Consider the following 20,194-nt stretch of genomic DNA (forward strand, 5'->3'; position numbering starts at 1 on the left):
TATCACTCCTACCATTGTAGGTAAGATTTCACAGCCAGCACGCCGTCTTGGCTAGGGTTTTCCCCCTTCAACCCCGCAAGAAAATCCCAGCATTTCCAGGGTTTTCAACAGTTTCGCAAGTCCCGACTTATTAACCATACTATGGAGAATCACAAGGTTTTCAAATTTATCAAGCGATTCGAAGTATTAATTATGCAAGGTTTAATACAAGAAAGGGAGAAACAAACAATGAGACGACACCACATGAACCAACAACAGCCTGCTATAAATTTCCGATGGTATGTGCCGTTACTTTTTTTAGCTATCGTTGGTTGTCAGGAGGAAACCGCACCAGTTAATAATCCACCGGTTGAACCCACGGTTTCCGGTAATTCGCAGGAAATTCCCTCTCCGCCGGTGGATTCCAATACTGCGAACCCCTCCTCCACCGACCAACCTTCCGATCATGCCAGATTAATTATAGGCGAAGTCATGTCTATTGATGACAAAAGTTATATGATCAAGGACTCCGAAAATAAGGAAATACGTGTAGAGACTAACTCCATGACGTTGGTAGATGAAGGAATTGAAGTCGGCGACACAGCGGAAATCCGTTATTCGGCAGAGGAAAAACCCACCGCTATTCGAAAGGTACGGGGGACTTAATACTATTTCATGGACACCCAAACCTGTTAATAGGCAGGAATAGACGGCATAGTGGATTAAAGGGAAAGTTTGAGAGGAATCACAACAGTATTTTTCTTGAGGTGGCAAAAAAAATCCGGCGCAACGGGAAAGCCCTCTCGCGCCGGAATCAATTCGGTCTTTCAGATTCCCTATGATTAATTCTTCTGATCGCGGGCATCATAAGGATGGTTTTCCAACCATTCATCCACCCATGCCCTGACTTCTTCTTTTCGTTCTCCATATCGCTCCTGAAGTTTCCCTTCGAAGCGGTCTGTGCGCCCTTCAATTGCCAGCAGATCATCATCCGTAAACTCTCCCCAGTTTTCCTTGAGCGCTCCCTTGAGCTGCTTCCAATTACCATAGAATTGGTCCTCATTATACACCTTATGGATATACCCCTTTTCAACTCCTTCTTCCGCGTTAACGGAATAGTCCATTCCGTTTGCCCCCCAAGCAGGAGCACTCATGAGAAAAACGGCTGCCACGGTTGCGGCTATGTTATTTTTTAATATATCTGGCGTCATATTCATTGTTTTACTCCTTCGTCCGCGTATCTTGGGTAAATCAAAATGGAACAGAACATTCCAGAATGAATAGTGGAGGCACTTACTATCACCGAAGGCATTCTCATTTACCCAGGAGCGGGGGTGTAATCTCCCGTCTCCTGGGGAATGATGGGTATCCTGATCTTCACTATAAGTGAAGTGAATAGGATTATCGGACTGGCTGGTTTTTCGCCTGCCAATCCTCAGTCCATTTATTTACTTCGTCTTTTTGATCTCCATATAATTCTTGAGCCCTTCCCTTAAATTTATCGTAATCACCTTCGATTTGAGTTAATTCATCGTCGGTAAACTTTCCCCACTTTTTTTTCACTTCGCCCTTAAACTGGTTCCAATTTCCTTTGAATTGATCCTTGTTCATGTTGTTCTCCTTGAATGTTGTGTAAATATGAAAAATTTTCAAACTGCTTCTACAACCATTTCCTTCGCTTTTTTTATCCACCTCCTTTAATGGGATTTCCTACACCTTAAAAATCCTGTGGGCGGACCACCCACTTCTTCATTCTTATTTACTATTTAATATCAAGACAAACCCCTCTTCACCAACGTATAAATTGGTTTTCTACTCACTCTTTTTTATCCAGATGTTTATTTTCAGACGACTACAGAGGCCAGCTCGTTCGTTTCCATAGGAGGGTTGAGGCGAGATGCGGAAAGGAATCCAGACACGTGCTCATGCAGGATTGCCTCAGGTGTTAGGCTTGGGAAGGGGGAAGATATTTTCGAGAGAAGAAGGCGGAATTTCCCAATTTTGGATTAAGAATTTTCGCCTTCCATTTAGGAATGGATTTTAATCGGCTGCCTTTTCAATTGTTTTGCCTGCTTTTTGCACATCCTCGCCGGCACCCTCCATAGTATTACATCCGGTTATCGCCAACAAAGTGATCAAAAGCACTACCCACACATAATGGTTAATATTCATTTTTCGCCTCCTTTGTGTTTAAGAAAATTCGAGGAACCATGTCCATTGAACAGCCGAAATGAGGAATCATACTTCCCCACATATAACCCTAGACTTTTTTGTAATTGGTTCGAATAAACATTCCTCATTGCCTAATTCTTCTTTTCAAGGGTTTTTAAATTTTCAAAGGCGGGTGTCATAGCATCAACAAACGCATTTCTGAAGAGATTCCATATCAGTTCCCATGTCCCTATCTTGATATTGTCCAGGTTTCCAGTAATATCGGTTTTCGTGGCGACCTGATCCCTGGGCACATTTTCCAATAAAGAAGCCACCGCATTCACCACACCCTCATATAACTGTTGAAAGATATTGTCGGTTTTGTCCTGTGAAAGATCGTAAATTTCAGGTTTATCGAAAAATGGCTTAATATACCCCTGGACCCGGCCACCATCAGTATGTAATTCAGAAATTAACGAAAATTCCCCGCTTTTAACATCAAATCCTGCAAAGGCTTTGAATGCGTCGTTTAAGGTGGTCATATCTGTTTTGTCAATTTTCACTTTTATATCAAAATCAGGATGTTTCACCTCCGGCCGGAATCCTCCTTCGATTGACGTCTTCCCCTTTCCCATAAATTTCCCGAAAAATTTCAATTCTCCTTTTTGGGTGATTTTTGGAACTCCCACCCGGGTCACCCGGAGGTCCACATGATTAACAAAAATCGTATACGGGGGGGTTGTAGTTTGGTTCTTATACCCAAATTCGCCATTTTTCACCGATGCGGAGTCTATCGCCACCTTGAAGGGGTCTTGGGATTTTTTTGAATCATCGGTGTCTGGCGTTGAGGACTCCTGCTTGGCCTTTTGTGCCTTGGTAGGAGAATGTTTCTCCACATAGTTAATATAGGGATTTTCTATTTCCAACCTGACAATTTGAGCCTTGTTTGCCCAAGGGGAGTATTCGATATGTCCCTGTCCGTTCAACGTTCCGGAACGTATTTCCACATTGACAAGGGTGGAGACAGGAAGAAACGACTGGAGTTGGACATTTTTCATATCAAAATCTACGGATATTCCTGGAAACGGTTCAGCCAAGAAATTGCCTTTTCCCGAAATACTCACAAGCCCTGAGTGGGGAAGAGATCCTTCCAGATGGACGGTCGTGGGATATTCTCTCTTTTTTGAACGAATATTCTGTATATTTTCAATATTTAAATGCAGATTTGTCAGCTCCAAAGGAGGATGGTCAAACTGATCCCGGTATGAAAATGAACTATCTTCTACTCGAAAAGTATTAATGGTGACGGGATACAATGCGTATAAGGCCTCTTGCCAACCTTTGTCTTTGACGTCTGTTTTATCTTTAGCCTCTTTTTCGGCCTGAGGGTAGGCAAAGACCACTTTGGCATTTTTAATAAGGTGATCACTGACAATCTCCATTTTAAATAATTGCGTCCACTGAATACTCGCGCTCCAGAATGGAATGATGAGTAGGGGAGGCTCGGGGTTTGTTTCTTGTCGTAACGTCAAATTTTCAAAGTCAATGGAGAAACCAAGTGGATGAAAATCAACGGTCTCTAACTCAACCGTATAACCTTTGAGTTGTGTATTGAGATTGGATTCAATGTATGCCCGCAACGATTCATCAATAAAAAATAATGTGACCACCAAGAGCAGTAGGATGAAACCCATAATCCCCGAGGTGAGGATAAGGGCACGCATCCACCATGGTCGTATTTTCTGAGATCCCATTTTTCAATGATCGCCCTACCCGTCATCCCTATCGTGGTATTTGTAAGTCAGGCAACGGCCCTGGGTTCGAAATTTCGGTGGCCGTTTGGTTTTAAACTGAAGATTCCGTTTTTATTCTTTCTTTAGACGAATAATCCCCGCCCCGCCTCCGAGGCGGGGATTTCCGGTTCATGCCGGATCAGACTAAGGAGATTGTATCTTCAGATCATTGTCGACTCGCTTGACGCCTTTGACTTGCCTGGTCAGACGGCCCGCTTCCGCTTTGTCCTCTTCAGTTTTGGCTACACCCATAAGATGAACAACACCCTTTACGGTTTCAACCTCTACCCGAGACAATGAAGTGGGTTGTTGATTCGCGAGTTTGGTTTTCACTGCGGCAGTTACACTGGCATCATCAACGTAATCTCCAGTGGACTGTCCGGTCATAGATTGGCACCCCACCAACAATCCCATTACCACCGCAATCTTTAAAAAAGTTTGAACGGTTTTCAACATGGTCTGCCTCCTCTAATAATTGTTGCCATACATAGAACATTGCATGGTGTTTTCACATGATAAATATCAATCATCCTACTAGATGGGAGCAGATACGCCTCAAGAGACAAAACTACCTCCTTTCGTAAACTTTTGTCTTAGATTTTCATTTTTAACGCGAGGTATCATAAGCAATATCGCGAATGGGAACTTGATAATCTTCAGGTGTTTACATCCGGGTTTTTTGTATCGCCTCACCCCGATTCTGGGAAGAAGGCATCCCCGCAACACAGACGAATCCGTCCGATCTCAACAAGCAAAAAACTTATGCCAACATTATTGAACGTGGTAAACGAAATGGTGGAAGGCAAATATTTATGGAGTCCGCAGATATATCCCCAAGTGTGAGCAACAACATTCCAAGACTTTTCATTCCATGGATCTTGTAAAAGAAGCCAAACAATCCGTTAAAAGCCGTCCAGTGAAAAAACTCCTTTCGCCCTTGGAGGAATTCACCAAACAAAATGCCTCCGGTGGTATCGTGCTTTTGATTTGCACCGCAATCGCCCTGGTTCTTGCCAATTCAGCCTATGGCTCTCATTTTTCGGCATTTTGGGAACTACCGTTTACCATTGGCTTTGGTACTTTTTTATTGGAAAAACCCCTATTACTGTGGATCAATGACGGATTGATGGCCATTTTCTTTTTTGTCATTGGACTCGAAATTAAACGGGAAATATTGGTCGGAGAATTATCCGAACCCCGTCAAGCCATTCTTCCCATTGCGGCGGCTTTTGGCGGAATGGTTCTTCCCGCAGTGGTGTATCTTCTGCTTAATTTTCAAACCCCTTACAGCTCAGGTTGGGGAATTCCCATGGCCACCGATATTGCTTTTGCCATTGGCCTGTTGGGTCTATTGGGTTCAAAGATTCCTTTTTCGGCAAAAATTTTCTTAACGACTCTGGCTATCGTTGACGATCTCGGAGCTGTTCTCGTCATTGCCTTTTTTTATACCTCGGATATTTCATGGATCAGTGTTGGGACTGGCTTAGGATTTTTAGTAATCTTGATGAGTGCAAACCGGTTGGGAATCCGTTCTCCATTTATTTATGGCCTATTCGGCATTGGTGGCCTATGGTTGGCGTTTCTTTTTTCTGGTCTTCACCCCACGATTGCCGGTGTACTTGCGGCTTTTACTATTCCAGCCACATCCGCCATGACCAAAAAAGAATTCGCTCATAAAAGCGAAAAATTCAGTCAGGAATTCCAAAGAGCTGAAGTTCCTGGGGTTTCAGTTCTGAAAAATAAAGAACAGGCACAAGCCGTCCGTGCACTTGAAACGGCCAACGATTTAATCCAACCCCCTCTGCAAAAACTCGAACATGTTCTCTACCCGTGGGTCACATTTGCCATCATGCCTATCTTTGCTCTGGCTAATGCGGGAGTGGTAATGACCACCGACTCTTCTTCACTCGTCAGCAATACCCTCTCACTCGGAATTGGTCTGGGATTATTACTCGGTAAGCCCTTGGGCATATGCCTTGGAGCTTGGTTGGTGGTCCGATTTGGCAGCTCTGATCTTCCATCTCACCTTCATTGGCCTCAAATTATTGGTTTGGGATTTATGGGGGGTATTGGGTTTACCATGGCTATTTTCATTGGAACGTTAGCTTTTCAGGAATCTTCCGATCTGCAAACGGCCAAATTAGCTATTTTAATCGCATCCTGCCTCTCTGCCTGTCTTGGCTTACTCCTGTTATCGAAATCAACTCAAACGCCCAAGGGGAAACGGCCCTCACAGCGATAGCCTAGAGTCCCCTCTCCTTGTGTCCTCCAGGCTATTTTCCCTCACTTTAACATCGTGAATTTCAAACCCAGGGTTTTCCTCAGGTCTCCCGGGAGGAACAATTGAGTATATTTCAAACGTTGTACTATCTCTGAACATTCAAAAATTAACAAAGGAGCGTTTCATGCCTTTCACAAACGTATTGCAACAACCGCCAAAGACGCCACCGGCACAAGGTTCAATGAGACGCTTAGGTCTGGTTGGATTGTGCTTTTTGACTGGATGTCTGGTTATTCCCGGTGCGGTTATTGCCCATGAAGGAAAGAACACGAAAGGTAGTGAATCCCTATCCGGGGAACGTGTCTTAATTGGGACTGTGGAAGAAGTCAGAGGGGAGCAGGCCAAGGTGGACACAGGGGAAGGGCAACCTCGATATCTGCCCATGAATCTCCGCGAGGAAAAAGGGCTCCCTCCTCTAAAAAATGGCGATCGCGTTGAAATAACCGTCAACGATCAAAACCTCATTGTCGATGTTCATCTGCCAGGAGAAGAGTCACATCATCGAACGGTCCATGGTGTTTTGGCCCAGCCACTGGTGACCGGCCACGAAAAGGCCGTCATTCAGTTGAAGAAGGGTCAGCAGGAATCGCATAAGATCAGTTCAATGGCCAGGAGCAAAGTGGCGTCCATTCCGGTTGGCGCGGAAGCCACTTTCCTTATTGATGAAATGGATCAGATCGTGGATGTCACATTCGGGAATCAGACAACAGTGGACAAAGCCCAACATCTCGGGGGAAAAAAGTCTCCTCTGAAAGGGAATTTCAAAAAGGTTTCAGGAGTTCTGAAGCAACCCCTGAAAAATAACATGATTGCGGTTCAACCGGATGGGGAAAAGGAACACCAGTATGAAGTGCGTCCTCTGATTCAGGAAAAGCTCAAAAAGCTTTCTTCAGGGCAAGAAGTCGTCCTATTTGTCGATGATGAAGATAAGGTCACCGATGTGGCTTTTGTAGAGAAAGATTAAAGCTCTCTCCCCGGATTAGATGAAGGCAAGATACTGAACAAAGCATAACCGTTGTTGAATTTTATTGGGACGTGAAACCGGCGCGTTACACTTCAAAAGCGTTGAAACCGAGAGATAGGACGCACACGGATACCGTTAAACCGGGTGCGTCCAACTCCATATCACGAAATCGAAGTGTGCTGGAGTTATGATCAGCAGAGTGTTGGAGACAGCAGGCCCCTGTCTATCAAAAGACGCTTGAACTTATGGCGCAAATTGGCCGAAATCCGTATTCCGGACCTTTGAGGGGTGATGTTTGCTTTTCGTGGGTTCTTCTATACAGATTTTCCATGTAACCATTTCTGGAAATATTAACAGTTGGAAAACGTGGCGCCTGCTATCCCGGGTGTCCCTGGCAGCCAACTATACTGAACGAAAACCAAGACTCAATTTGTGCAGCCAATTCCAGTCCGTCCTTTCCATTGTCCCCCGACCTTTAACCAATAACGGCAAGCCGAGTCTACAGTCATTCCCAGGTAAAGGAAGGCGGCTATGGGCAACACCAAACCATACGTCGGAGCCAGTGCGTATAACCGCAAGGTGGGTTGAAACGTATACATCATGATCAGCCAAGTGAAGACCGCTACCCCACCCGCCAAAGCACTTCCGTGAAGTGGCCAGGTCAAGACGACAACCGGTGGGAGGAGATAAACAACCACCAGACCCATGACGGTACCCACAAGCATCAAAGGGGAATATCTCAGTTGGGTGTAAGCGGTCCGTTTTACCATGGCCCAGATGTCATGAAGCCCTAAATAGGGGCGAATGCTGTGCTCTGAATCCGTCAGACCCACCCAAATCTTTCCTACTCGCTTTATTGCCGTCCCAAGGGCACAATCATCAATTACTTCACCCCGAATGATTGCGATCCCTCCTATTTGAAGCAGTGCACGATTCCTCACAAGGATGCAACCTCCAGCTGCGCCTCCGACAGTTGATTTGTGATCGTTAATAAGCGGAAAGGGATAGAGTTTTTGAAAGAAATACACAAATGCTGGAATCAGCAGCTTCTCCCAGACATGTTCACAATGTAATCGGACCATGAGCGATACAAGGTCAAGTTCCTCGCATTCGGCCTTGGAAACCAGTTCACGCAGATTTCCCCGGCTGTGTTCAATGTCTGCATCCGTCAAATATCGATAGGCGGCATCGGGCCAGTGCTTCTCAGCGTACTGCAATCCGGTATGGAGGGCCCAGACCTTTCCCAGCCAACCAGAAGGCCGATTCTCAGCGACTTTCACGGTGAGGCGCCCTCCCGCTGGATGTCTGAAAGCAAGCTGACGTGCAATGTCGCCGGTACGGTCCTCACTTTGATCATCCACCATCACAACGTGAAATTCCCCAGGATAGTCTTGCTCTAAGAGAGAGCGTAGCGTCCGTTCAATAACATCCGCCTCATTCCGGGCGGGAACAACCACAACGACGGTAGGCCATTGTGTGGTGTTGAAAGTCATTAACCCATCGCTACCAAGTCGCTGGTCGGCATACCAGAAGCGGCCATGCCCAAACGAGAGGTAGAGCCAGGTTACCAGGGAAAGCGCTGAGGCCAAAAAGAGATAGACCTCAAGATGGTCAATAGGAATGGGCCAAAAACTCATAGAGCCTACACATACATAAATTTCATACGATCACAAATCATGTCAGTCCACACAAGAACCAGATTTTTTTCGCTTAAGTCTTGTCTCCGCAAAAAGTGTTACAAAAATTGATGTGCTGTTCACTCACCAGAGAGAGTCCATTCATTCCCGTGACTTCACTATCCCACGACATTGCACATGGGACAACTGGAAGGACCACAATGGACCCATTGTTGGCTTTCAACGTGCCATACCCAAGACCGTCGGCCGATCCTCCAGCACCTTATACATATCCTGGTGATCATTAACTACGACCCATTGTTAACTCAATCGTGCGTCGAAACAGTCTGGATTCCACTTTGGCATTCTGGGTTGCACCCACAACCAAGAAATAAACGTGTTGCCTTTCGCATCCGGAAAGAATTTAGGGAGAATAGATATTTATTCCAGGGAATCGTGGGTAAGGGCCACAGCTTTGATTTGAGCATGAACTTTCTGCCCTGGGTGGAGTTGGAGGGTCGCTAATGATTTCCGGGTAATGGTGGCCAGCAAGGGACAACCAATATCCAATTTGATGTCGACAAAGGGTTGACCAGACTCGAGGGGGCCGATTTCCATAACCGTCGCATCTAACACATTCAGCACACTGGTTTGGAATGCAGGAGGGCTTGCCACAAGACTGACATCCCGGGCAAGAATTTGCACTCGTAATGATTCTCCTATGGATGAAAGTTGATGGGGCACTGACAGTTGACCTCCGGAAAAATTGAGAGTGGTGAGCCCGAATTCTACATCATGCTCGGCCACACGAGTGTCAATGACTGCACCAATATGGCTATCCGGAATGACGCGGCGACTGCCTACCTGAGAAAACACTTCAGCAAGTGGCCCGATAGCGGCCACGCTCCCCTCCTTCAGCAGGATAAGAGTCCTGGCGAGTTGCACTACTTCATGCAAAGCGTGACTCACATAGATAATGGGTATCCTGAATTCCTGATCCAGCCGATGGATAAATGTCATGATTTCCCGCTTTCGTTGGACATCAAGAGAGCTGAGCGGTTCATCCATGAGGAGCAGTCGCGGGCTGGTTAATAACGCACGCCCAATGGCCACTCGTTGCTGTTCTCCGCCAGACAGGTGGATTGGACGGCGCTCCAACAACGAGTCTAAACCCAGGATCTCGACGACCTGATCAAGTGAAATGCGGCGCTCCGATTTCGGTATCCGCTTCCATCCGTACAATAAGTTCGATCGGACGCTCTGATGGGGAAATAAACGGGGCTCTTGAAATACATAGCCAACCGGGCGTTGGGAGAGTGGAAGAAAAATATTGTGAGTTTCATCCTGCCAAACTTGTTCTCCGAGGGCGAGAAATCCATCCGGGGATCGCTCCAATCCGGCGAGACAGCGCAAGAGGGTGGTCTTACCACATCCGGAAGGACCGAAGACGACCGTGATTCCTTCGGCGGGTACACTCGCCTTCACCTGCAAGCGAAATGAGTGAAACACCACCTCGAATCTGGCTGTCAACTCGCTCATGAGACGTGGATAGGTAAACGGCGGTTCACCGTATAGACCATAAGTAGGACCAGAAATGAAAAGACGAGAAGTCCTGCCGACAGGACATGAGCTTGGCTATATTCCAATACTTCCACATGATCGTAGATGGCAATAGAGAGTACTTTTGTTCTTCCTGGAATATTCCCTCCCACCATCAAGACCACACCAAATTCGCCAAGGGTATGAGCGAATCCAAGGACAATCGCCGTGAGATAGCCGCGAGAGGCCATGGGGGAAACTACGGTAAGAAATGTGTCGACCTTTGAGGCTCTGAGCGACCAGGCGGCCTCTAAGGGCTTTCGCCCAATTGACTCAAAGGCGCTATGCAAGGGTTGAACGACGAAAGGAAGTGAATATAACGCCGAAGCAATGACGAGTCCGGTGAATGTAAACGAAAGCGCGGATCCGGTTACCGCCTGAGAGGCGCTCCCGATCCATCCATGAGGACCCAATAAGACCAGCAAATAAAATCCAAGCACGGTGGGCGGCAAGACGAGAGGCATGGCAACAATTGCCTCAATCGCCGTCCGGACTCGGGATTGGGTATGTGCAAGCCACCAGGCAAGTGGAGTTCCAATGATCAGAAGCACAATCACCGTCACCCCGGCCAGACGCAAAGTCAGCCAGAGAGGTCCTAAATCCACCTCAGATAGTGTCATGGCTTCTTAGGTAGCATTATCGCCTATCGAATGGAAGTTCTTTTCTCAAGAGTCGATATGCCATTGATTATGGCAGTCCATAGCCGAATCGTTTAATAATAGCCCGGCTTTTATCTCCTTTGACAAAATCCAAAAATGTTCTGGCACCGGCATGATTCTGTCCAGTCGCTAACAAGACCGCTTCTTGTTCAAGTGATTCGTGAAAGGCAGTTGGCACATCCCATCGGCTGCCGTTCCCGTTGATTTTGGGATCCAATACTTGGGAAAGTGCCACAAATCCGAGCTGAGCGTTCCGGGAAAACACAAATTGAAACGCTTGTCCGATGTTTTCCCCCTGAACGATCCGATCCCTGAGGGATTCCCAAAGACCCATCTTCTTGAGTGTTTGTTGAGCAGCCCTGCCATAGGGCGCGGTTTTTGGATTGGCAATGGCCAGATGATCGAAGTGGCCCTTCGACAGGGCGATTTGTCCATCCCCATTCACCACGTTCGAATCAGGACTCCATAGAGTTAGACGTCCAACGGCATAGACAAAACGGCTACCCTTGACCGCCAGTCCTTCTTCTTCCAACAATTCCGGGCGCTCCTCATCTGCTGAAAGGAAGACATCGAACGGGGCACCGTTTCTGATTTGTGCATACAATTTTCCACTCGATCCGGAACTGATCACAACCGTATGTCTCGTGTCTTTCTGGAAATTGGTGACAATTTCGTTTAGGGTGGTCAAAAAATTTGATCCAACGGCCACCCGCACTTCATCGGCTACTGCTACGGAGACGAAACCTGAACAAAAGACCATAAAAGCCAAAATATAGATTCGAACAAACATCATGCATCTCCCAACATCATAAGTGCCGCCAGATGGCTCATTGTAAGGACAGGCTGACTCCGATTAACGATTGAGAGCCTGTTCATAATCTGATGCGCATGGAAAGATAAAAATAATCCGTATCCTTGTTCCCGCCTTGAGGCAGATTGGACGAAGCCGGAAGACGGTCGAAATACGATCCCTTAAACCAATGATCATAGCCGGCATCAAAATCCAGATTTTGACTCACGGCCCAGGACACGCGTAATTCCAGGTCATGTCCTAAATAATTTCCTGCCCCTCCTGTGGGATCTTCTAAAAGGATTCCTCCATTCACAGCACTGCCTTGGGCTAAGTACCAGAACCGATGCTTGATTTGCATTGTGACGCTTTTGGCAGGCTTCACAACCAGCCTCCAACCGGGAGAACTGACGTTGGATCGGAGAAATGGCCCGAAAATTCCCGTAGGCATGAAATCCCATCGACGAGCCCCGAACAATATATCAAAGGTTCCGCTTTGGCTTCCTCCCGGTGTCCTGGTTCCGCTGGAATAGGAATACTGCACCAAGAATTGAGGGGTCCAGGGCACATTAAACGTATAGCCAACTTGGGCATTGGGATTATAGGCAAAATGATCGACTTGCCCTAATTGCCCGACTTGAACCGCCCCCTCCAATTCATAATCGAATTCACCAATTGCAGGATTTTTGAAGAGGCGAAATCCGTAGGTACCATACGTACGATGAAAATTTTTATTTTGTTGTCGTTGATCGTTGAGTCCATAATAAAAGGCATTGACATTCATCCATGGAATCTGAAGGTTTTCCACATACGCACCCCAAAACAAAAATTTCTTATTCTGCTCGTCTAGCTGATCCTCGTCCCGGATGACCGGTTCAGTGATAAACGCACGGAGTCGCCAATTATCTGGTTTCCCAATCTGCAAATGGAACCCGTCAAAGGCATTTGTAGTATTTCTGAAGTCATTGCGGGCAACATACCGACGGCCTCCCAGGTCCAGAGTCATGCGACCGAAATGCAGGTCTGTTCGCAATTCGCTTCCTAAAACATTGTCCACGGTCAATGACCCGAACAACTGTAAAATATCCCATTCATTGACGGTGGTATTATTGACAAAACCCCCGATCTGGGCTCCGTATTCGCGAGAATCCTGTCCTTCAAAGAGAAACCGGAATGGACCATTACCCAATCCGAAGCGCACCCTGGACCGGAGGAGCCACTGAGAATCCGTTCGCCCGCCTCCAACTGCCGCAGTGGATCGCCAGGGATGACTGACACTTTCAAAGCGCGTGCGGTTTTCAATCCCCAAGTCAACGAAATCCGGCAGACCCAACGCCGATTTCAGATACCGATTCCATTGAGTTTCTTTGTCTTGGATAAGGACGGCATCAGCCGTTTCCCTCCATTCTTTTCCGTTCTGTGTTTCTGCCCGATCCTTAATCTGTGTAAAAAACTCTCCATAAGCCGAACCCTTTTCACTGGCTAAGGAAGAGAAACTCAAAGATGCCGGCTCGGACGCCAAAACCGCAGTGCAATTAATCACCATGGCCATTCCTAACCCAGCCATCATCCAGACATTCAGGTTACTAGCCCTTTTCTCATTACGACACATTCTTCCTTGGGCGTTCAATTGATCAAAAAAAGAACAAAAAGTGTTCCCCAAATTTCCTGCGCTTAATGTAATTTTAAAATGCATTTATGTCAAGTTAAAACTACATCATTCAGGGAAACCCAAAAGACCTCCTGGATAGTGGAATATTGTTACTCAGAGGAACCCATCACGGGGAATTTAGGGATCGGGAGATAAAACAAAGAGAGTCCGTTACTTGTGCAGGCGAAGGAAACCTATTCGAATGATTGCCTCCCTTCTTCGATGATGTGCCACCCTTTATCGGTCATGAGAAATTCGCTGATAGATCCCGTTGAGACATTGTGAGTAACATATCGTTTGGGCATCGGGGTATTCGCTGCATACCCAAGCACTGCCGCACAAATATCTCCATGAGAGACAATCACGACAGACTTTTCAGGGAATTTTTCCGCCAGTTTTTTCAAGCCACCTTTAGCACGGAATTCCCCATCCCCGAGAGACTCTCCTCCTTCAGGGCGTGGATCCTGCCCCAATGCCCACTGTTTCTCACGCCATGCCCATGAAATCTGGTGCCCATCCAGACTTTTTCCCCCACGCAATGACGCAAAAGCCGGATCAACCTCATATCCAGCCTTCAATCCAATGACCTGGCCAATAGTTTTGGCCGTCTCACGCGTTCGACCCGCAGGAGAACTCAGAATGGCAACAATGCCTTTATCATTTAGAAAATCCCCCATGGCGACCGCCTGTCTTCGCCCTTCGGCTGTTAGAGTGTCAAGCTCTTCCTCTGGAGTCCACGGTAAATGCATCACATTTTCCTTTGATTCAGCATGCCGCACAAGATAGACTCTCAGAAGCACCTTCCCCTGAATCACCGGGTGGATGTCGTCATGAATATTTCTTGAATGACATCCATTCACAAAAACTAGGAATATGAAAAGAAGAATTTTCACCGTTAATCGAAGGGGCTTTCTCGAAGGAAGCTGATTTACGTACGGGTGTTGACAGGTATATCCTTAGAAACCGGAATAATTTGTGTGCCCGGCCTCATTTCGTCGGTTCCCCTTAACACAACGAGATCACCCGATTGGAGAGCGCCAAACACTTCAACCATTGAGCCACTCTTAGATCCCTTTCGGACAGGGATCCATTCCACCAGGTTTTCCTTGACCAGGAGTACAAAAACGTTTTCCGTCGTGGTGACAATCGCCGCGGCCGGAACGAACAATGTGGGAGTGGATCGGCGAATCGGCCAGCGGACCTCTGGAAACATCCCTGCAGCCAACCGCATAGCCGGATTTTCGACGTCCATTTCCACCGGCATAGATCGAGTTTTAGGATCTACCGATTGAGAAATACGAGACACCACTCCCTGAAAAATTTCCTCCGGATAGGCCGGCACGCTAAATGGCACGATTGCCCCTTTATCAATTGACCCGGCAAAGGCTTCCGGAACCGGAACGATCAATCGCAAGTGCACAATTTGCTCTAACCGTAACAATGATGAGGCGCGGCCACCTGCGCCGTCAGGCCCCACAACCGCTCCCGGATGAATATTCCGTTGTGTGATCACACCATCGAATGGCGCCTTCACCCGCAAATACTTTTCCATTTCTTGTAAGGATTGGAGACGGGCTGTCAGGGCTTCTTGATGATGTTGAGCCAATTCCAAATCGTTTCCGGCCACGATACCTGGCGTAGAGGCTGCAGATTGAAGACGGGCATAGGTGATGTTTGCCGAACGAAGCTGGGCTTCCGCTTCCCTCCTCTGGGCTTGCAGCTCTGGTGCGCGTAATTGGATGAGGATATCTCCCTTCTTTACTTTTGCCCCACGATCCACGCTGACGGATTCAACGATTCCCGTGAACTTTGGAGAAAGATCGACGCTTAAAAAAGGAAGCAATTCTCCCGGCAAGGGAATCATCTCTTTCAGTTGCTGGCTGGTAACGGGCACCACTTCAACCGAGACCGGTTGAGTACTGCCCGGAGGGGATCTTGATATGTCCAGGGAATGAGTTGAGGAAGAAGAAACCGTGGGGTCCTGAGGAACATGCCTTTCGTTGCTCAGGACCATTACACCTGCCGCAATAAGTCCCATCAACACCAGCCCGATTCCGATCATCTTGCCTGACATAGCAACTCCTAGCTATTTGAGAACGGTGGTGTGCGAGGGTTCATAGTGGACACTCATGGGATCGTCGGGATCTAATGAAGGAGACTGAGTGGCTCCCCCCTTCTCCAGAATCGCATATATTGCGGGCAAGATCAGCAAACTGGACACGGTAGCCAGCACTAACCCGCCAATCACGGCCTGTCCCAGAGGGGCCACCTGCTCCCCTCCTTCCATGATGCCCAATGCCATCGGCAACATTCCGACGATCATGGCCAATCCGGTCATGAGAATGGGGCGAGCCCGGCTTTGTGCCCCTTCGCGGGCGGCTTCGAGCGATGAGAGTCCTCCTTTCCGATGATGTTCGGCAAACGACACTAAAAGGATCGCATTCGCCACGGCCACTCCCGTGGCCATAATTGCCCCCAAAAACGACTGAATATTCAGCGTGGTCCCGAAAAATGCCAGAACAAGCACGACTCCCATCAATACTGCAGGGGTCGTCAGCAAGACGACCAAGGCACTTCGCCAAGATTGAAAGTTTGCGGCTAAGAGCAGGAAGATGCTCAGCATGGCCAGGGCCAATCCCAGTTGGAGGTTGACGAACATCTCCCTCATCGGGGCAATTTGCCCTCGAACGTCCACCCGAACCCCTTTCGGAGGTGGACCGACCCGATTTAACGCGGCCTCAATATGTTCCGCCGCCCGACCTAAATCTTCGCCCGTCACATTGGCCACAATTGTGACCATCCGTTGCATGTTATACCGTGCATACTCTCCAATAGAGGTTCCGGGAATGACCTCTGCCACGTCACGAAGCAAGGGCCCACGCCCGCCTTCTAACTTTACCGGAAGATTGAGCATATCCTGTACGGACTGGAATTCCGATTGGGGAATTTCCACCTGCACCTGATAAGCCCTTCCGGAATTGGGATCACGCCAATAAATCGGTTCCACAAAACGTGTTGAGGAGGTCGCCGAGACCACCGCCTTGGCCACTTCACCGGCCGTCACACCAAGCTGGCCTGCTCTCACTCGATCCACGCTCACCTCCAGGGTGGGATAATCCAAGGGTTGCCCAAAGCGCAGGTCCCGGATGGCTGGTAGATGTGAGAGTTCCTCTCGCACTCGTTCCGCATACGCCCGATTAGCCTCCATATTCGGTCCGCTCATCGCGATTTCAATTGGGGTCGGGGATCCCATGCTCATGACCTGCGTGACAATATCACCGCCCTCAAAGGTATAACGCGTCCCGGGAAAACGCTTGGGTAACAATTCCCTCAATCGTTCTTTTACCTGCTCCAAGGAAATATCGGAACCCGGCTTCAGTGCCACCAACAACACAGCTTCATGAGGACCACTGCTCCACATATACAAGGTATTCACCGGGTAACTTGACGGGTGAACTCCCACGAACCCCAGACTGATATTAATCCGTTCCGGACCGATTTCCTGTTTGATGGTCTCCAGAATTTCCTTCGTCAACACTTCCGTCCGTTCGACACGGGTCCCATCCGGAGCCAGAATTCGTAATTGAAATTGGCCGGTATCGACTCGAGGAAAGATATCCAACCCCAGCCTGGAACCAAAACCAATAACAATTGCCATACTGAGCAGCACATAGCCGATGAGGACCAGCTCCTTATGGCTCAAGGTCCTGCTCAAGGCATTGACATACCAGGCTGGCATCGTCGGACCTTCTCTTCCCTCCGCCTTGGGATACCCACCCAACAGCCACACAGCCAAGACTGGGACTAATGTCGTGGAAAGGATATAGGAGGCCGCCATGGCAAATCCCACTGCCAATGCCAACGGGACAAACAAGGCTTTCGCCACTCCGCTCATAAAAAAGGACGGGAGAAACACCGCTAAAATACTCAGCATAGCCAGGAGAAGAGGCACCACCACTTCAACACGTGAATCCTTGACAGCCCTCCCCAGGCTCTTCCCACGAGACAAATGGGCATGCACATTTTCAATCGTGACTGTGGATTCATCCACCAAAATGCCCACTGCCAGGGCCAAGCCCCCTAGTGTCATAATATTGATGGTCTGTCCTGTTGCCCACAAAGCCACCACGGCGGAGAACAGAGCAAATGGAATGGTCATCACAACTATCACCGAACTCCGCCAACTCCGGAGAAATAGCCACACCACTAATCCCGTCAAGACGGCTCCCAGTGCACTTTCCACGAGGACAGCCTTTACCGCATTCGTAACATAGGTTGATTGATCGAATTCAAAACTAATCTGAATATCGTCCGGCACCGCATCCCGAAAAATCGGGAGCGAGGCCTTAATGCGATCCACCACAGCCATGGTGGAGGCATCGGCCCGTTTGGTGACCGGAATGTAGACTGTGCGTCGCCCATTCACCATGGCATAACTAGTGACAATGTCCTCACCATCTTCCACGGTTCCCACGTCTTTCAAAAAGACCGTGGGCCCTGGCCCCAATCGAATAGGCAGATGTTCCAATTCTGTGATGTTTTCAACAACAGAATTCACAGGGGTCAAATAGGCCAACTCTCCTATGCGGACATTTCCTGCCGGCATAAGCATATTACCCGTTCGCACAGCCTGAACCACTTCCTCCGGAGACATGCCAAATGCCCGCAACCGTTCCGGGTTCACCTTAATCACAATGGTTCGAGCTGTCCCTCCAAAGGGCGGAGGGGCAGATACCCCTGGGACCGCGGAAAACATCGGACGCACTCTGAACAGGGCCAGATCTTGAATGTCCTTCAGGCTCCGTGTCTGGCTCTGAAAAACCAAATACCCAACCGGTACACTTCCGGCATCGAATCTCGAAATAAAGGGTGGCACCGTGCCAGGGGGCATAAACGCACGGGATCGATTCACATAGGCGACTGTCTGCGCCAAGGCCTGATCCATATCCGTATCCGGATGAAAAAACAATTTCATCAATGCGGCACCCTGGATGGATTTGGATTCGACGTGCTCGATGCCAGTGATATAGAGAAAGTGGTATTCATAGAACGAGACCAGATAGGCCTCCATTTGGGCCGGGTCCATGCCTCCATAGGGTTGGGCAACGTAAATGGCGGGCAGGCCCAAATTCGGGAAGATGTCGATGGCCATCCGTTTGACCACCAGATATGAAAATAAGGCCATGGCCGCGACCAGCACCATAATGGTCACGGGTCGCCGGAGGGCAAAGAGAAGGAGCTTCATTTAACGGCCGGGTGAAGAAGAAGACGGGCGCGCAAGCCGTAAAAATTCTGACAGCTCGCCCTGAACTCCTGATAAGGCCAACAAAGCCTTCCACACACCGAGACGCGCCCGCGCATCATCCACTTCTGCCTGAACCACAAGCCGCTGCGCCTCAGCCACATCCACGACTGTGGCCAAACCGGCTTTAAATTGAGCAGCCGCTTGGGATTCCGTCAGGCGAGCGGCTTGTAATTGGATTGGCGTGTTTTCGGCAATGCGCTTGGTACTCTCCATGAGCGATCGAGCTTTTACCTGCTGCGCGGTCAGTTCTTGAATCACTCGATCGTAGCGTGCCATTTCGGCCAGATTGCGATAATGCTCTTGTTGTTTTTGTGCGCGGATGGTCGAAGAATCCAACAGGGAAAAGGTCGCCGTTAGGCCAACCGACCAATTCGGCACATCCGGCAATAGCCCTTCCCCGCCGCCACCTCGTTTACCCTGGTTGTCCCATCCACTGCCACGGCCGAAAAAGGCGCTTTGTAAATTGAATTTTGGTACCCAGGCATGGGCTAAGGCCTCTTCCCTCATTTTCGGAATATCGGCTGCAGCTTTTTGGACTAAGGCTAAGGGGTGCTGTGCTGGATCCTTCTTGTCGGAAACTGATCCTTGAGGGGAACTTCCCAAAATGGGATCCTTAATTGAAATTTCCGTGCCCGCCACTCCCAGCACTTGAGACAATGTAGCCATTCGTGAACGTTCAACTTGTTCGGCTTCCAATAAATGAGTTTGTGCAACCGCCGTCTCAGCTTGTGCACGGGATCCGTCAACTCCAGCCCGCAATTGATTGCGTACCAGAACATCCACGGTCTTGGCGAAGACTACGCGGCGATCTAGATTTGATTGAAGAGCCTGGCGTGATTCCTGAGCCATCATAACATCGATATAGGCATCCCCCACAGCCAAAGCCACTTCGAGTTGGGTGAGCGTGATAAAGGCTTGCGAATGACGCTCCATTGTCTGAGCGGTATCCACCTGTGCCGATCTCAACCCGAAGTCAAAGGGTTCCCATTCCAGCAGAATGCCCGCGGCACTGCCCCAGCTACTGCTATAAGAATTGCGTCCCAGATCAGGACCGGAGATCGGTTGCAAAAAAGAATTCGGGAAAAACATCCCCGAGACATTATTAAAGGTCGATCGACTTCCTTGAACGCCGATTTCCACCCGTGGGAGATAGCTTGTCTCTGCCAAATCGATGCCGGATTGAGCTTCCTTTTGCTTGGCTAAGGATTCCCGCACCGCAGGATAATGATTCAAGGCATATTCAATGGCATGCAGCAAGGTCAGGTGAGTGGACAACGGTTCAGGCTGTTGAGCATGACAAGCTTCTATGGCCACATATAGACAAAAAAAGATTGCCAGGAGGGTTGGCAACAGATTCATTGAGGTGTCCTTCTTATTTATAATTATAATGATCATTGACCTTTTAC

At 48.5% G+C, this 20,194-nt stretch carries 17 protein-coding genes; 3 read left to right on the forward strand and 14 right to left on the reverse strand.

All coding sequences use genetic code 11. The features are described from left to right. Positions 1 to 243 precede the first annotated feature (243 nt). On the forward strand, positions 244 to 645 hold the full coding sequence (locus tag ACTRXD_RS14685) for a hypothetical protein (protein WP_442432539.1): 402 nt from the start codon (positions 244 to 246) through the stop codon (positions 643 to 645). Positions 646 to 821: 176 nt separating this feature from the next. Here ACTRXD_RS14685 and ACTRXD_RS14690 read toward each other — a convergent pair whose 3' ends face one another. The 5 genes from ACTRXD_RS14690 to ACTRXD_RS14710 form a co-directional block, all read right to left on the reverse strand. Then, positions 822 to 1,049 (reverse strand): CsbD family protein, encoded by a 228-nt coding sequence (locus ACTRXD_RS14690; protein ID WP_312749159.1) that lies wholly within the window; start codon positions 1,047 to 1,049, stop codon positions 822 to 824. Between the two features lie 331 nt (positions 1,050 to 1,380). Beyond that, positions 1,381 to 1,590 (reverse strand): CsbD family protein, encoded by a 210-nt coding sequence (locus ACTRXD_RS14695; RefSeq protein ID WP_312746214.1) that lies wholly within the window; start codon positions 1,588 to 1,590, stop codon positions 1,381 to 1,383. Between the two features lie 429 nt (positions 1,591 to 2,019). Beyond that, positions 2,020 to 2,151, reverse strand: a complete 132-nt coding sequence (locus ACTRXD_RS14700) for an entericidin A/B family lipoprotein (protein WP_442432540.1) — start codon at positions 2,149 to 2,151, stop codon at positions 2,020 to 2,022. Between the two features lie 131 nt (positions 2,152 to 2,282). After that, entirely contained in the window at positions 2,283 to 3,884 is a 1,602-nt protein-coding gene (locus tag ACTRXD_RS14705; protein ID WP_442432541.1) for a DUF748 domain-containing protein, read from the reverse strand. A 183-nt stretch (positions 3,885 to 4,067) separates the two neighbouring features. Then, positions 4,068 to 4,379: a BON domain-containing protein gene (locus tag ACTRXD_RS14710; protein WP_442432542.1), complete on the reverse strand. Its 312-nt coding sequence runs from the start codon at positions 4,377 to 4,379 to the stop codon at positions 4,068 to 4,070. A gap of 415 nt (positions 4,380 to 4,794) precedes the next feature. Between ACTRXD_RS14710 and nhaA the strand changes: the two genes are divergently transcribed. Together nhaA and ACTRXD_RS14720 are read left to right on the forward strand one after the other, a co-directional pair. Continuing rightward, complete coding sequence (gene nhaA / locus ACTRXD_RS14715) at positions 4,795 to 6,165, forward strand: Na+/H+ antiporter NhaA (protein ID WP_442432543.1); 1,371 nt, start codon at positions 4,795 to 4,797, stop codon at positions 6,163 to 6,165. 163 nt (positions 6,166 to 6,328) lie between these two features. Further along, positions 6,329 to 7,168, forward strand: coding sequence for a hypothetical protein (locus ACTRXD_RS14720; RefSeq protein ID WP_442432544.1), 840 nt, complete (start codon positions 6,329 to 6,331; stop codon positions 7,166 to 7,168). 425 nt (positions 7,169 to 7,593) lie between these two features. On the opposite strand, the gene ACTRXD_RS14725 is transcribed toward ACTRXD_RS14720, so the two are convergent. The 9 genes from ACTRXD_RS14725 to ACTRXD_RS14765 all read right to left on the reverse strand — a co-directional run bounded on the left by ACTRXD_RS14725 (position 7,594) and on the right by ACTRXD_RS14765 (position 20,147). Next, a complete protein-coding gene (locus ACTRXD_RS14725; RefSeq protein ID WP_442432545.1) occupies positions 7,594 to 8,805 on the reverse strand; it encodes a glycosyltransferase in 1,212 nt (403 codons plus the stop codon). A gap of 420 nt (positions 8,806 to 9,225) precedes the next feature. Then, on the reverse strand, positions 9,226 to 10,323 hold the full coding sequence (gene modC / locus ACTRXD_RS14730) for a molybdenum ABC transporter ATP-binding protein (RefSeq protein WP_442432546.1): 1,098 nt from the start codon (positions 10,321 to 10,323) through the stop codon (positions 9,226 to 9,228). Then, positions 10,320 to 11,003, reverse strand: coding sequence for a molybdate ABC transporter permease subunit (modB, locus tag ACTRXD_RS14735; protein ID WP_442432547.1), 684 nt, complete (start codon positions 11,001 to 11,003; stop codon positions 10,320 to 10,322). Before modB ends, modC begins: the two co-directional genes overlap by 4 nt. A 67-nt stretch (positions 11,004 to 11,070) precedes the next feature. Beyond that, positions 11,071 to 11,835, reverse strand: a complete 765-nt coding sequence (modA, locus tag ACTRXD_RS14740) for a molybdate ABC transporter substrate-binding protein (protein WP_442432548.1) — start codon at positions 11,833 to 11,835, stop codon at positions 11,071 to 11,073. Between the two features lie 79 nt (positions 11,836 to 11,914). After that, positions 11,915 to 13,378 (reverse strand): alginate export family protein, encoded by a 1,464-nt coding sequence (locus ACTRXD_RS14745; protein WP_442432549.1) that lies wholly within the window; start codon positions 13,376 to 13,378, stop codon positions 11,915 to 11,917. Between the two features lie 299 nt (positions 13,379 to 13,677). Further along, positions 13,678 to 14,376: a histidine phosphatase family protein gene (locus tag ACTRXD_RS14750; RefSeq protein ID WP_442432550.1), complete on the reverse strand. Its 699-nt coding sequence runs from the start codon at positions 14,374 to 14,376 to the stop codon at positions 13,678 to 13,680. 35 nt (positions 14,377 to 14,411) lie between these two features. After that, positions 14,412 to 15,557 (reverse strand): efflux RND transporter periplasmic adaptor subunit, encoded by a 1,146-nt coding sequence (locus tag ACTRXD_RS14755; RefSeq protein ID WP_442432551.1) that lies wholly within the window; start codon positions 15,555 to 15,557, stop codon positions 14,412 to 14,414. 12 nt (positions 15,558 to 15,569) lie between these two features. Beyond that, positions 15,570 to 18,728 (reverse strand): efflux RND transporter permease subunit, encoded by a 3,159-nt coding sequence (locus ACTRXD_RS14760; protein ID WP_442432552.1) that lies wholly within the window; start codon positions 18,726 to 18,728, stop codon positions 15,570 to 15,572. Continuing rightward, complete coding sequence (locus ACTRXD_RS14765; protein WP_442432553.1) at positions 18,729 to 20,147, reverse strand: TolC family protein; 1,419 nt, start codon at positions 20,145 to 20,147, stop codon at positions 18,729 to 18,731. Positions 20,148 to 20,194 lie beyond the last annotated feature (47 nt).

Origin of the sequence: Nitrospira sp. T9 (genome assembly GCF_052156535.1) — a bacterium.
Lineage (GTDB): Bacteria > Nitrospirota > Nitrospiria > Nitrospirales > UBA8639 > Nitrospira_E.